General features: G+C 34.8%; 12 protein-coding genes. 10 read left to right on the forward strand and 2 right to left on the reverse strand.

Going from position 1 to position 13,517, the window contains the following annotated elements; all coding sequences use genetic code 11:
- Positions 1-6 precede the first annotated feature (6 nt).
- Positions 7-1,068, reverse strand: coding sequence for an HlyD family secretion protein (locus tag BMW63_RS08940; RefSeq protein WP_074723119.1), 1,062 nt, complete (start codon positions 1,066-1,068; stop codon positions 7-9).
- A gap of 2 nt (positions 1,069-1,070) precedes the next feature.
- A complete protein-coding gene (locus tag BMW63_RS08945; RefSeq protein WP_245744925.1) occupies positions 1,071-2,360 on the reverse strand; it encodes a TolC family protein in 1,290 nt (429 codons plus the stop codon).
- Between the two features lie 155 nt (positions 2,361-2,515).
- Between BMW63_RS08945 and BMW63_RS08950 the strand changes: the two genes are divergently transcribed.
- From BMW63_RS08950 to BMW63_RS08995, 10 genes are all read left to right on the forward strand, one after another.
- Positions 2,516-3,322: a helix-turn-helix domain-containing protein gene (locus BMW63_RS08950; protein WP_074723121.1), complete on the forward strand. Its 807-nt coding sequence runs from the start codon at positions 2,516-2,518 to the stop codon at positions 3,320-3,322.
- 257 nt (positions 3,323-3,579) lie between these two features.
- Positions 3,580-4,488 (forward strand): DnaJ C-terminal domain-containing protein, encoded by a 909-nt coding sequence (locus BMW63_RS08955; protein WP_074723122.1) that lies wholly within the window; start codon positions 3,580-3,582, stop codon positions 4,486-4,488.
- The gene (locus BMW63_RS08960; protein WP_074723123.1) at positions 4,485-4,778 is read left to right on the forward strand and encodes a chaperone modulator CbpM; all 294 of its coding nucleotides are present in this window, start codon (positions 4,485-4,487) and stop codon (positions 4,776-4,778) included. Before BMW63_RS08955 ends, BMW63_RS08960 begins: the two co-directional genes overlap by 4 nt.
- Before the next feature lie 159 nt (positions 4,779-4,937).
- The gene (locus BMW63_RS08965; protein ID WP_074723124.1) at positions 4,938-6,440 is read left to right on the forward strand and encodes a thymidine phosphorylase family protein; all 1,503 of its coding nucleotides are present in this window, start codon (positions 4,938-4,940) and stop codon (positions 6,438-6,440) included.
- Positions 6,441-6,445: 5 nt separating this feature from the next.
- Positions 6,446-7,312 (forward strand): ribose-phosphate pyrophosphokinase, encoded by an 867-nt coding sequence (locus tag BMW63_RS08970; RefSeq protein WP_074723125.1) that lies wholly within the window; start codon positions 6,446-6,448, stop codon positions 7,310-7,312.
- A 320-nt stretch (positions 7,313-7,632) separates the two neighbouring features.
- Positions 7,633-8,424 (forward strand): MlaE family ABC transporter permease, encoded by a 792-nt coding sequence (locus BMW63_RS08975; RefSeq protein ID WP_139174224.1) that lies wholly within the window; start codon positions 7,633-7,635, stop codon positions 8,422-8,424.
- A gap of 6 nt (positions 8,425-8,430) precedes the next feature.
- Positions 8,431-9,183: an ABC transporter ATP-binding protein gene (locus tag BMW63_RS08980; RefSeq protein ID WP_074723127.1), complete on the forward strand. Its 753-nt coding sequence runs from the start codon at positions 8,431-8,433 to the stop codon at positions 9,181-9,183.
- A gap of 8 nt (positions 9,184-9,191) precedes the next feature.
- On the forward strand, positions 9,192-10,169 hold the full coding sequence (locus BMW63_RS08985; RefSeq protein ID WP_074723128.1) for an MlaD family protein: 978 nt from the start codon (positions 9,192-9,194) through the stop codon (positions 10,167-10,169).
- A 42-nt stretch (positions 10,170-10,211) separates the two neighbouring features.
- Positions 10,212-11,249, forward strand: a complete 1,038-nt coding sequence (locus BMW63_RS08990) for a glycoside hydrolase family 130 protein (protein WP_074723129.1) — start codon at positions 10,212-10,214, stop codon at positions 11,247-11,249.
- 13 nt (positions 11,250-11,262) lie between these two features.
- Positions 11,263-13,485 carry a glycosyltransferase gene (locus tag BMW63_RS08995; RefSeq protein WP_074723130.1) on the forward strand — a complete coding sequence of 741 codons (2,223 nt, stop codon included), beginning with the start codon at positions 11,263-11,265 and terminating at the stop codon, positions 13,483-13,485.
- The last annotated feature ends 32 nt before the right edge of the window (positions 13,486-13,517 follow it).

The following is a 13,517-nucleotide window of genomic DNA, read 5'->3' on the forward strand; positions in this document are numbered from 1 at the left end:
GCAAGTTTATAATTTAGGAATCAATACTTCAGCATTCATTCCCGCACGAAGATGATTTGTTTTTTCTACTGCATCAGTTAAAAGGATTCGTACGGGAAATCGTTGCACAATCTTAACAAAATTACCCGTGGCATTATCAGGAGGTAAAAGCGAAAACCGAGACCCTGTTGCTGGAGCAAGAGATTGTATTTTACCATGAAATGTTTCCTTTGAATAGGCATCTACTTTAATTTCTACTTTCTGACCCTCTTTCATGTTTGCAATTTGAGTTTCTTTGAAATTAGCCACAATCCATTTCCCTTGATCCTGATCTACTATAAAACCTATGGTTTGTCCTTTTTGAATTAGTTGTCCCACTTGTATGGTTTTATCACCCATAATTCCATCAGCAGGAGCTGTAATAACAGCATAAGTCAAATTAAGTTTTATAGTAGCTATGATAGCCTCTCTCTGCTGAACATTTGCACTTGCTACTGCTAATTGAGAATCAACATCATTTATTTTCCCTTTAGCAGTTTTATAGGTGTTTTGAACTGCTTTATACTCTGATTTTGCAATTTCAAAGCTCGTTCTTATCGCCTCAAAATGCTGCTGAGTGACTGCTTCCTCGTCCAATAATTTTTTATATCTCTTAAATTCTTGTTCTTGTTGCCACAACTTTGCTTTCGATGCAGCAATACTAGCCTCACTCACTGATGCACTACTAGTTGTTGTTACAGTATTACTTTCAAGGACTAAAAAAGAGGCTTTAGCTGCGCTTAAAGCGGCTTCAGCTTCTTGCAACTGCATCAAGGTTTCATTTTTGTCTATTACAATCAAGGTATCTCCTTTATGGACTATTTGATGATCTCTAAATTTAATTTCTTGCACGAAACCGGTAGTACGACTTAAAATTGGATTAATATATTCTTCTACCTGCGCATCATTAGTTTCTTCATATCGATACATTTTCACTAAGGCATAAGCGCCATACACTAATAATACAATCAATACTAAAAAGGCAATACCGTAGGTAATCTTCACTGTAATCCTGTCAATGCGTTCGTGTTTCTCTGTTATTGTCGCCATAATTATAGGTTTCCTGTATTTTTTAAAAGTTGGTAATAGTGTAACTTTTCTGAGATTTGAGCAGAAATAAGTTCGAATTGTGCTTGCAATAATTGAGCATCTGCGTCAAGCAAATCAGTAATTAAAGACAATTGGTTAAAATAAGTCTGGTTGAGAATACGGTAATTCTCTGTAGCTTGTTTTATACTCAATTGTGACTCTTCAATCTTTTCTTGATCTTCAACATAATGTTTGTAAGCTTTATTGATATCCTTACGCAAATTATCCTGCACGTTTTCTTGAGCTATTTTTTGTTCTTCATATATTATTTTAGCTTCTTCGTCCTTATGAACATCATGATAAATCGACGAAATAGTATATGATAACTTTACTCCTACCACTCCTAATAGGTACGGAGCATTTGCATATGGATACAACTTGATTTGTGGGTACGAATAATTATAATCTCCAAAAAAACCTATTCTAGGCAATTTATCTGCTTTTAATCCTTCTACATTTAATTTGCTTAAGGCTACTTTTTGCTTTGCAATCTTCTGTAATGGCGATTTGTTTATAGCATTATCTATATAATCATCATAGCCCATTAATTTTTGATCTTCTTGAAAACCGATAATATCTATAGGTTTTAAAATTTGATCATCAGGTTCTCCCATGAAGATATTTAATTCCTGCATGGCTAATTGCGCATTATTAAGAATCTCTGTTAAAGATGTTTTTTGCTTAGACAATTGCAGCTGCGCCCGAAGCACATCACTTTTTAAAACCACTCCTCCGGTATGTAATTTCTGGATTAGTTTTAAGCGTTCTTCGTTTTGATAAATATTCTTCTTTACTAATTTTTCAAATTGTAAATATAGTTGCAATTTCAAATAAGCTTGAGCCACTTGATAGTGAATAGATTCAATTGTTTCCTCTTCTATATATTGAGACAACTTTTGTTTGACCGTTTCTTTTTGGATGTTTGTTTTCAGTTTATGCCCATTATAAATATCAAAATAAGCAGCTATTGTAGCTCCATAAATGGAATGGTCTTCTAACGGAATATAATCTGCGTGTTGTAAAATTCCGTTATTAAAAATGGGAATGTTGGCTAATTTGCCATAGTTAGCATTAAAACCTATTTCAGGTAATTGTTTGCTCCTGGCATTTTTTACAGCTTCAGCTCCTGACTGTGTATGCAAATGATTCATTTTAATTTCCTTGCTGTTTACAGCAGCTTTTGCCCAAACTTTTTCTAAAGAAATGGGAATACTATCTATACGGACTTCTTGCGCTTGTACTGATAAGAGCATAAACAAGAATAAAGGCAGTATTATTTTATAACAATTAAAATGCATATTGAGTTCTTAAATTAAAATACAAAATTGGGATATATTTTAAAGTCTTATTTTGTCAATTAAGCCATTTATTTGTTAATTTGAGCCAAATTAACAAATATCTCATATTCATGATAAAAGAGCTAAGTTTTTTAGAAAAAGTAAACCAATACCCAAAGACTACTTATATATATCATACTAAGATTGAAGAGCGTCTGGCTATGCACAGTCACAACAAACATCAACTAACTTATGTAGAAGGCGGTGTGGCCTATCTAAAGACAAATGATAATTCTTATTTCTTGCCTGCCAGACATTATGTATGGATTCCTGCGGGCATGGAACATTTTATAGAGTTAAAAACACCGATAAGCATAATACGAAATATTTATATACCAACTCATATTTTAAATAGTAATGAGTTTTATTCGAAAATGGGTATCTATCCTGCATCAAATTTGATTATGGAAATGATCCTATTCACAGAAAATTGGAGTGAGAATATTTTCAAAAAAGAAAAAAGCAAATACCAATATATTAAAACATTAGGAACCATTATTGCAGAGATTAGTAAAAACCCGCTACCTGTAGTTCTTCCGACTACAACAAACGAAAGGTTAAGTCCAATCTTAAAACACATTCATCTTCATTTAGACCAGCCTTTACTTTTAAAAGAAGTTGCGCAACTATTTGGTTTTAGCAGTCGAAGTCTTTCACGCTTATTTAGAGACACTTTGGATATTTCATTCTTGCAGTATGTAAAACTCACTCGAATTATTCGCAGTATGGAGAAACTATTACAAACCGAAATGTCAATAAGTGAGATTGCTTATGTATCAGGGTACAATAGTCCAGCTACTTTTAGCAACACTTTTTATAATTTAGTAAAATTAAGGCCTGTAGATTTCAGGAAAATAAATCGAGAGATTTCAGAATAAAATAGTCCCCTATTCCAAATCTTAAAAAATCATTTCCATCAGTCAGAATTATTTTAAAATAAAAATTAATCTATAATAGAAAACCACATATTACTCCAGTAATAAACTGAAATAAAACATTTTATTACAATTTGTCATCTAAAAATTGAGTAAATTTGATAGCAACAAGATATCCACTATCCGTTTGCTTTTAACATGCATAATAGGAAGCATTATTGAATATCAATAACTAAAATAGTAATTGAAAACAATCTAAAATGGCATTTATAGACTATTACAAAGTATTAGGGGTCGATAAAAAGGCAACGGAAGCTGAGATTAAAAAGGCGTATCGTAAAATGGCCCGAAAACACCATCCAGACTTGAATCCAAACGACAAGGAAGCCGAAAGAAAATTCAAGGAACTAAATGAAGCCAATGAAGTATTGAGTAGCGCCGAAAATCGTAAAAAATATGATGCCTATGGAGAAAACTGGCAACATGCGGACCAGTATGAACAATCGAAAAGACAGCAGCAGCAATACCAAGGAAGTGGACAACAAGCCGATTATGGAGGTGGTTTTAGTGGCGGTGCGGATTATTCAGATTTTTTTGAATCTATGTTTGGCGGGCGCTCCGCAAGAGGAGGTGGCGGTGGTCGTACTGCGCAATTTAAAGGACAAGATTTTAATGCCGAATTACATCTTGACTTAAAAGATGTTTACACTACTCATAAACGCACGCTAACCATTAATGGCAAAAACATTCGACTTACTATTCCTGCAGGAGTAGAAAATGGTCAGGTTATAAAAATTACCGGACATGGGGCTGCAGGATCTGGAGGTGGCCCAAAAGGAGATTTATACATCACTTTTACCATCGATAATCACACTGCTTTTAAACGAGATAAAGAGAACCTCTATGCGACTGTAGCTTTAGACTTGTACTCAGCCATTTTGGGAGGTGACATTACCGTCGATACTTTTGACGGACAGGTAAAACTGAAAGTAGCGTCGGGAACTCAAAATGGAACCAAAGTTAAACTGAAAGGAAAAGGATTTCCTATTTATAAAAAGGAAGACCAATTTGGTGATTTTTACATCACCTATGAAATAAAAATTCCAACAAGTCTTTCTGAAAAAGAAAAAGAATTATTCACTGAACTTTCTAAGCTAAGAACCTTATGAACATAGAAAACTTCATTCCCTTAAACACATTAGTTACCCATTATAAAGTAGAACTGACCTTCTTTAGCAATCTAAGTGAACTTGGATTATTGGAGATTCAAACAGTGGAACAGGTACAATATATACATCAGGATTCTATCTATGAAATAGAAAAAATGATTCGGATGCATCAGGAATTGGATGTCAACATAGAAGGAATAGACGTTGTTTTTAATTTACTTCAAAAAATAGATGCACTGCAAAAGGAATTAGTCAATGTCAGAAATAGGTTGCGCTTGTATGAAAATTAATTCTCATCAATTATATAAATTACTAAAAGAGTTTAACTCTTTCTCGCATTACTGATTAATTTTTATCTAAATGATTGGTATTTACTTAGAATAATACGGTAATATCTTTAAAAAAAGCCTTAAATTTTTAACTAACATAGCTATCAACTCCTCTTTTTTATGAATACTCCCTTCAATACGTTAAAATTAGTACACCTTGGTATTGACACCCAAAGGGAACATGTCGTTTTCATGCGTAAAGATTGCCATATTTGTATATCAGAAGGATTTGAAGCGCTGAATAGAGTATTAGTAACAGTAAAAGGGAAATCTAAAATAGCCACTTTATACATTATTAATGATGGAATTTTGAACCCTGGAGAAGCGGGATTGTCTGAAAGTGCATGGGGTGACTTAAACGCTAAAGAAGGAGACGAAATTAGTTTTTCGCATGTTCAGCCCGTTAACTCCATGAGAAGTATTAGAGCTAAAATGTATGGTCAAGAACTGAACTATGAGAGCTTACAAAACATTATAAACGATATTGTTAAAGGTGAATATTCTAACATTGAAATTGCAGCATTCATTACGGCTTGTGGTGGTGACAGCCTCAGTATTGACGAAATCATAGGACTCACCAAAGCCATGGTAGTTTCAGGACAAAGACTTTCTTGGAATAAAAAAATCGTCGTCGATAAACACTGTGTGGGTGGACTTCCCGGGAATAGAACAACCCCCATCGTCGTGGCTATCATAGCTGCCTTTGGACTTACGATACCCAAAACTTCATCTCGCGCAATTACATCTCCCGCAGGTACCGCAGACAGCTTAGAAACTATGACAAAAATAGATCTCAGCATCAAACAAATTCAAAAAGTAGTCGAACAAGAAAACGGATGCTTTGTATGGGGTGGTTCGATAAAGCTGAGCCCCGCCGATGATATTTTAATACGTGTGGAAAGAGCACTTGATGTCGATGGTGAGGGTCAAATGATTGCCTCCGTATTATCAAAAAAGATTGCGGCTGGATCGACACACGTAGTTATTGATATTCCAATAGGAAAAACTGCAAAAGTAAGAACAGAAAAAGATGCCGAAAAACTAAAATATTACTTCAATGTCGTAGGCAAAGCAATGGGTATTAATGTAAATGTGCTATTTACTGATGGTTCGCAACCTATTGGTAGAGGAATTGGTCCTGCACTAGAAGCGATGGATGTCTTGAGTGTTTTGCGCAACGAAAAGGACGCACCACAAGATTTAAGAAATAAATCATTACTTCTTGCGGCGAGTATTATTGAAATGGTAAATGGCACAAAAAACAAAAGTGGATTACAACTTGCAAAGGAAATTCTTTCATCAGGAGAAGCATATGCAAAATTTATGGCAATATGCCAAGCGCAAGGTGGTTTTAAAGAACCTGAGTTTGCCCCTTATAAAGAAGATGTAAAAGCTGAAAAATCAGGTATTGTAACTGAAATTGATAACAGAAGACTTGCGAAAATCGCAAAACTTGCAGGTGCCCCGCACGATAGCAAAGCAGGGGTGTTACTGAAAACGCCTTTGAATACAAAAGTGCAAACGGGTGATGTATTGTACTGTATTTATTCAGAAACAAAAGGCGAGCTGAAATACTCGATAGATTATATGAAATCTGAAGAGGATATCATTTTAATTCAATAAACATCATGAAAAAAATATATTTTGCTTTACCCGGTAATGAAGATTTGACAGAAATACTTATTCAAAAAGAGAAGGGCGAAAAAGGAATTGTTGAAATCCGTTCTTTTCCTGATGGAGAAACCTATGTTCGGATTATATCGGATGTGAAAGATAAAAAAGTATTTCTAGTTTGTACGCTTGATCAACCGGACACTAAATTGTTACCGCTTTACTTTTTGGCGAAGACCGCAAAAGAATTTGGTGCCAAAAGTATTTGCCTTATTGCTCCTTACCTTGCTTACATGCGTCAGGATAAAGCCTTCAATACTGGGGAAAGTGTTACCTCAACCTATTTTGCAAATTTAATTTCTGGATTTGCAGATACTTTAATTACGATTGACCCGCACCTACATCGAAGAAGTTCTCTATCTGAAATTTACAGCATCCCTACAACAATATCCCATGCAGCTCATCATATTTCAGCCTGGATAAAATATACCATTGACAAACCTATTTTGATTGGTCCCGATGGCGAAAGTGAGCAATGGGTGGCTGAGGTGGCAAAAAATGCCAATGCTCCTTATATCATTTTAGATAAGATTCGTCATGGGGACCGTGATGTAGAAGTATCTATACCCGATCTTGATAAATACAAGGATTATGTTCCTGTTTTAGTTGATGATATCATTTCGACAGGACGAACCATGATTGAAACCATCTGTCATTTGAAAAATGGTGGAATGAAACCCCCTATCTGTATTGGCGTACATGCTGTATTTGCAAAAAATGCTTTTGAGGAAATAAAAAAATCTGGTGCTAAGGAAGTTATTACTTGTAACACGATTCCGCATGAAAGTAACCGAATTGACATCAGCGATTTGTTAATTCTCTAAACTAAAAACACTTGCCATTACTATGGAATTAAGCAAAGTTGTTCTGATGGTCGTTTAAATAAATTGGAGTCAACCATACTTAACTAGATTAGGTAAGTCTTTTGGGCTTCATATGTGTTTGAATACTGAAAAAACTAGTTCGCCATTATTACTAACTACTTTTTTTTGTCTTTTTACAAGAGTGCATTTACTAATTATCTCCAAAACAAGCATTTTATCCCGATTAAATCATCTCAAAATCAGTTATACAACATTAATAATGACTGATAATCAGCAGAATAATCGTATATTTGAGTAGCTACGTATTGGAAAATTAATGCATGACATCTATGAATGCTATTTTTAAAATAATCGAATTGATTAAATCTTTCTTGCTTGAAATGGGGGAACTTTCCTATTTTGCCGCTCGCTTTTTCAGAGAGTCTTTTAGACGTCCATTCGAATTTAAAGAGTTTCTTCGCCAATGTTTTTATATGGGTAATCGCTCTTTATTGCTGGTTGCCGTTACTGGCTTCATAATAGGTTTAGTTTTTACCTTGCAATCACGCCCTACTTTACTTGAATTTGGCGCTGTTTCCTGGATGCCCTCGATGGTCAGTATTTCGATAATTAGAGAAATAGGCCCTATTATTACCGCTTTGATTTGTGCTGGACGTATTGGTTCTGGTATTGGTGCTGAATTAGGGTCTATGCGCGTTACGGAACAAATTGATGCGATGGAAGTTTCTGGTACTAATCCATTCAAGTACTTGGTGGTTACTCGAATAATGGCTACTACTTTAATGCTTCCCATACTCGTTTTTTTCGGAGATGCTATTGCTCTTTTTGGATCGTATCTGGTTGAAAATATAAAAGGACATGTGTCTTTTTTATTGTATTTCAATCAGGTATTTAACGCTTTGGAATTTGGAGACCTTATCCCAGCCACAATTAAAAGCTTCTTTTTTGGATTTGCCATAGGACTGGTGGGGTGCTTTAAAGGATATTATTGCAAAAAAGGAACGGCTGGCGTTGGTCTAGCCGCTAATTCTGCAGTAGTTTATACCTCTATGCTCCTTTTTGTTATTGATTTTATCGCTGTTTTTGTTACTGATATATTTTATGATTTATAACTAATTATGAATACAACAACCCAAAATAGAAATATTATTATAGAGATCAAAGACTTAAAAAAAAGCTATGGAGACAATCATGTCTTAAATGGTTTTAATATGACTTTATATGAAGGGGAGAATTTAGTCATAATGGGGAAATCAGGTTCTGGTAAATCCGTAATGATAAAATGTCTTGTTGGACTGGAAAGACCCGATAGCGGCTCCATCATGGTTATGGGAGAAAAAATTGAAGAACTCGACCGTTCTACCTTGGATGAGCTTCGAACTGAAATTGGATTTCTCTTTCAGGGAAGTGCACTGTATGATTCCATGACCGTTAGAGAAAATTTAGAATTTCCATTGCGCCGTCACACTAAAAAATTTGGCGTTCTAAAGGACACTACTGCCTTAGTGATGGAAGCCCTTGAAAATGTAGGATTGGCGCACACTATAAACTTGATGCCAGTCGAGCTTTCAGGTGGAATGAAGCGTAGGATTGCCTTGGCAAGAACACTAATTCTGCAACCCAAGATCATTCTGTATGATGAACCGACTACAGGATTAGATCCTATCACAGCCAAAGAAATATTAATATTGATGAAATCAATTCAGGAAAAATACAATACGTCAGCTGTAATCATCACCCATGATGTTGATTGCGCCAGAGTGATTTCGAATAGAATGATTTTGCTAGTCGATGGTATTAATTATGCCGAAGGCACATTTAATGAATTATCAACTTCAACAGATCCAAAAATACAAGCTTTCTTTAAATAAGTATAGATATGGAAAAAACGACTTCACAAAAAATAAGATTAGGCCTTTTTGTAATAATTGGGTTATTAATCTTTGTTTTAGCAACCTATTTAATTGGCGATAAACAAAAAATGTTTGGAAAAACAAGTCATTTAGAGACTATTTTCGATAACGTAAATGGTTTACAAATAGGGAATAATGTGCGCTACTCCGGTGTAAATGTAGGAACTGTACGCGGCATTGAAATGATCAATGACACAAACATCAAAGTGGACATGATTATTGACAAGGATATCTTTAAACACATAAAAAAAGATGCAGTTGCCACGATAGGTTCAGACGGCTTAGTTGGAAGTATGATCATTAACATTCTGCCGGGAAAAGGAACTCAATCTCCTGTTGAACCCGGTGATAAAATCAGCTCTGTAAATCGCATTCGTACAGACGACTTATTGAATACCCTAAATAAAACCAATAATAATGCAGCGCGTCTTACTGAAAACTTACTCATCATCACCGAAGAAATTAATGACGGAAAAGGAACTGTAGGACTTTTATTAAATGATGCTGAAATAGCCAAAGATTTAAAAGAGACCATGCGTTACTTAAAAATATCGGGAAGAGAAACAGCAAATGCTACTAAAAATTTAAATAGACTTCTTGAATCGATGAACAACAAGGACAATGTAATAGGTGTTTTAAATGATAAGGCTGTTGCCAATAGCATAAAGACAATCGTAAGTAATTTAGATAATTCAACTGTAGAAATAAACAAAGTAGTGACTAATCTAAACAAAACCATTCTAAATATAAAAGATGGAAAAGGGGCTTTGAATTATCTTTCTAATGATCCTAAACTTGTAAATAAAATTGACTCTACAATGACTAACGTCACTGAATCTAGTGCTAAACTAAACGAAAATCTAGAAGCTTTAAAACATAATTTTCTCTTTCGAGGATACTTCAGAAGGTTAGAAAGAGAAAAAAGAAAGGAACAAAAAAAATAGCATAAAAAAGATATTGAATCAGAAATTACAAAATAATCTATCATGATTACAATAGAAAAATTAGGGGTCATTCTAAGCCCTACCAATTTAGAATTTGAAAATACCAGCGTTATAAACCCGGGTATTTATCAGGATGGAAATACAGTCCATATTTTATATCGGGCCGTAGAGGAAGGGAACTTATCTACCATAGGCTATGCAAAAATGGACGGACCGACCAAAATAGTGGAAAGAATGGAAACGCCTCTTCTTTTGAGGGAATTTGATTATGAAAAACAAGGAGCCGAAGATCCGAGAGTTGTAAAAATTGAAGATACCTATTACATCACATACACTGCTTATGACGGAATAAATGCTATGGGAGCATTAGCCACTTCCAAAGATTTAATTCATTTTGAAAAGCATGGAATAATCACACCTACCGTGAACTATGAGGAATATGAAAGTTATGTCAATAAGTGTAATACTTCCAAATTAAATCCGAAATACCACCAATATTATAACCTTTTTGCCCAAATTGGGTTAGTTAGTGATGAAACCCGTTTATTACGCGATAAAGATGTACTACTTTTTCCAAGAAAAATAAACGGACAATTTGTTCTTTTACATCGAATTTGGCCAGGAATTCAAATCGTTAAGTTTGACAAGTGGGAAGACCTAACCAAAACCTTTTGGGAGGATTATCTAATGCATCTCACAGATCATATTATTCTGGATCCTAAAGATCCTTATGAAATGAATTATATAGGAGGTGGTGTCCCTCCCATTGAAACTCCTTGCGGATGGTTATTAATTTATCATGGTGTACAGGAGACTACGACCGGAAAAGTATATCATGCTAAGGCTGCTTTAATGCATTTGGACAAACCTGAAATGGAACTGTCGAGATTGCCATACCCTCTATTTTCGCCAACAAAAAAATGGGAAAAAGAGGGGATTGTGAATAATGTTGTCTTTCCCACTGGTTCTGCATTATTTGAAAATGACCTTTATATCTACTACGGCGCCGCTGACACGCATATTGCAGTCGCTAAAATAAACCTCCCCGAATTGCTTGGTGAATTAAGAAAACAACCTTAAATACAATATTACCATGAGATTTGAGAAAGGATTAAAAATGCTGATTGTAAGTTCTTATCCACCTCGAGAGTGTGGATTGGCAACATTTTCAAATGATATCGTTAATGCCGTAAAAATCGTATTCGGAGATACCCTTTCCGTTGAAGTATGTGCCTTACAAAATAATGGCGTCGAATACAAATACCCTCAGGAAGTAACCTATACCCTACCAGCTGCTAACTTGGATGAATATAGGTCTGTAGCAGAACAAATAAATGAACGAAAAGACATCGGTCTTGTTTGTATCCAACATGAGTTTGGACTTTTTGCAGGTGAATATGGTGATTACATACTTGCCTTTATACTGGCTTTAAATAAACCCATTGCTACAATATTCCATACTGCACTCCCTAATCCTGATGAAAAAAGAAAAAAAATAGTCGACGCAATCGTCGATCTCTCAGACCGCATCATAGTCCTTACCAAAAAATCGCAAGAGATTTTGACAAACTATTATAACTGTCCCATTTCAAAAACTCAAGTAATTCCCCACGGCAACCACAATGTGTTATGGGAACAAAAAGAAAAATTAAAAGAGCGCTACAATTATTCCGATAGGATTGTGTTATCCACTTTTGGATTGATCAGTGAGAATAAAAATATTGAAACAACATTATTCGCTTTACCTGAAATCGCAAAAAAACATCCCAATTTGCTTTATTTGGTAATTGGAAAAACACATCCCGAAATCATCAAAAAAGAAGGGGAAAAATACCGTGAAAAACTAGCTACAATTGTGAAAGATCTCTATTTAGAAGATAACGTACTTTTCATCAATGAATACGTTGAATTGAAACAGCTATTAGAATATTTGACATTATCCGATATTTATTTATTTTCATCCAAAGATCCTAACCAGGCTGTGAGCGGAACTTTTGCTTATGCTATGAGCTGCGGCTGTACCGTAATTTCCACGCCAATTCCCCATGCAGTTGAAATGTTAGCACAAAGTACAGGGGTTCTACTAACTAAATTTGATGATTCTGAAGAGTTTAAAGAAGCAATAGTATGGCTTATTGAAAATAAGGAGAAAAGGGTTAGTATGGGCAAAAATGCTTTTTCACAATCACATGTCACCTCTTGGGGAAATATTGCAATCCAATACAGACTGCTATTTGATCAATTGACAACAAAAGAAGAAAATTTAAATTTCTGCTTTCCACCGATAAAGTTAGATCATATTAAAAACTTAACTACTGATTATGGCATACTGCAATTTTCTAAATTTAGCGAACCTGATCCCGAATCAGGATACACTTTGGATGATAATGCAAGAGCATTAATAAATATGGTTATGTATTATAAATATAAGCCTAACGACGAAACCTTATCATTGGCAAATACCTATCTAAGTTACATAGAAGGAATCCAAAGACCAAATGGCTGGTTTGACAATTACAAAGACTATAACAACGTATTGACCGCGCAAAATTATGAAGTAAATCTGGAAGACGCCAACGGAAGAGCTTTGTGGAGTCTGGGAACGACCCTAGCACATAAAGAAACGCTTCCAATTGAAATAGTTTTAAGAGCAAAAAGATGTTGGGATAACGCAATTGTAAGAATCGATGATTTTAGTTCACCTAGAGCCATAGCTTATGCTTTAAAAGGGCTCTATAATTATTATTCCGTCTATAAAGAGGATGAAATTGAGAAACAGATGGAAAAACTGGCAGATGAATTATTGCGCCATTATCATATTAATTCAGATGTAAATTGGTGTTGGTATGAAGACTATATGACCTATGCTAATAATGTGTTACCAGAGGCGATGATGTATAGTTATCTGGTTACTGGAAAGATGAAATATAAAAAAATAGCCATAATTACCTTTGACTTTCTGTTATCCCACTACTTCATGAAAGGACAACTTAAAGTGATCTCTAACAGAGGATGGTTTAAAAAAGAAAACGAAAGGTGTTTTTACGGAGAACAACCTATTGAAGTGGCTACTACAATTATTGCTTTAGATTTGTTTAACGATGTAACCAAAAACACAAAATACAAAGACCAATTAAAGTTAGCTTTCGTTTGGTTTTTAGGTAACAATCATCTGAAACAAATTATGTATAACCCCGAAAATGGTGCTTCTTATGATGGCCTTGAAGACAAACACATCAATATAAATCAAGGCGCTGAGTCAACCTTGTGTTTTTTTAAAGCTCGATTAATAATGGAAAAACATGTAGCATTGTAACTCCCTTTCGTTCTTTATAAAAAATAAGAGGC

The sequence above is a fragment of the Flavobacterium frigoris genome, assembly GCF_900111075.1.
Taxonomy (GTDB): domain Bacteria; phylum Bacteroidota; class Bacteroidia; order Flavobacteriales; family Flavobacteriaceae; genus Flavobacterium; species Flavobacterium frigoris.

Excerpts from the sequence above, each read along its gene's own strand:
- BMW63_RS08940 (WP_074723119.1), bottom strand. The coding sequence starts at position 1,068 with ATGGCGACAATAACAGAGAAACACGAACGCATTGACAGGATTACAGTG.
- BMW63_RS08950 (WP_074723121.1), top strand. The coding sequence starts at position 2,516 with ATGATAAAAGAGCTAAGTTTTTTAGAAAAAGTAAACCAATACCCAAAG.
- BMW63_RS08970 (WP_074723125.1), top strand. The coding sequence starts at position 6,446 with ATGAAAAAAATATATTTTGCTTTACCCGGTAATGAAGATTTGACAGAA.
- BMW63_RS08960 (WP_074723123.1), top strand. The coding sequence starts at position 4,485 with ATGAACATAGAAAACTTCATTCCCTTAAACACATTAGTTACCCATTAT.
- BMW63_RS08975 (WP_139174224.1), top strand. The coding sequence starts at position 7,633 with ATGACATCTATGAATGCTATTTTTAAAATAATCGAATTGATTAAATCT.
- BMW63_RS08990 (WP_074723129.1), top strand. The coding sequence starts at position 10,212 with ATGATTACAATAGAAAAATTAGGGGTCATTCTAAGCCCTACCAATTTA.
- BMW63_RS08945 (WP_245744925.1), bottom strand. The coding sequence starts at position 2,360 with ATGCTCTTATCAGTACAAGCGCAAGAAGTCCGTATAGATAGTATTCCC.
- BMW63_RS08995 (WP_074723130.1), top strand. The coding sequence starts at position 11,263 with ATGAGATTTGAGAAAGGATTAAAAATGCTGATTGTAAGTTCTTATCCA.
- BMW63_RS08985 (WP_074723128.1), top strand. The coding sequence starts at position 9,192 with ATGGAAAAAACGACTTCACAAAAAATAAGATTAGGCCTTTTTGTAATA.
- BMW63_RS08955 (WP_074723122.1), top strand. The coding sequence starts at position 3,580 with ATGGCATTTATAGACTATTACAAAGTATTAGGGGTCGATAAAAAGGCA.
- BMW63_RS08980 (WP_074723127.1), top strand. The coding sequence starts at position 8,431 with ATGAATACAACAACCCAAAATAGAAATATTATTATAGAGATCAAAGAC.
- BMW63_RS08965 (WP_074723124.1), top strand. The coding sequence starts at position 4,938 with ATGAATACTCCCTTCAATACGTTAAAATTAGTACACCTTGGTATTGAC.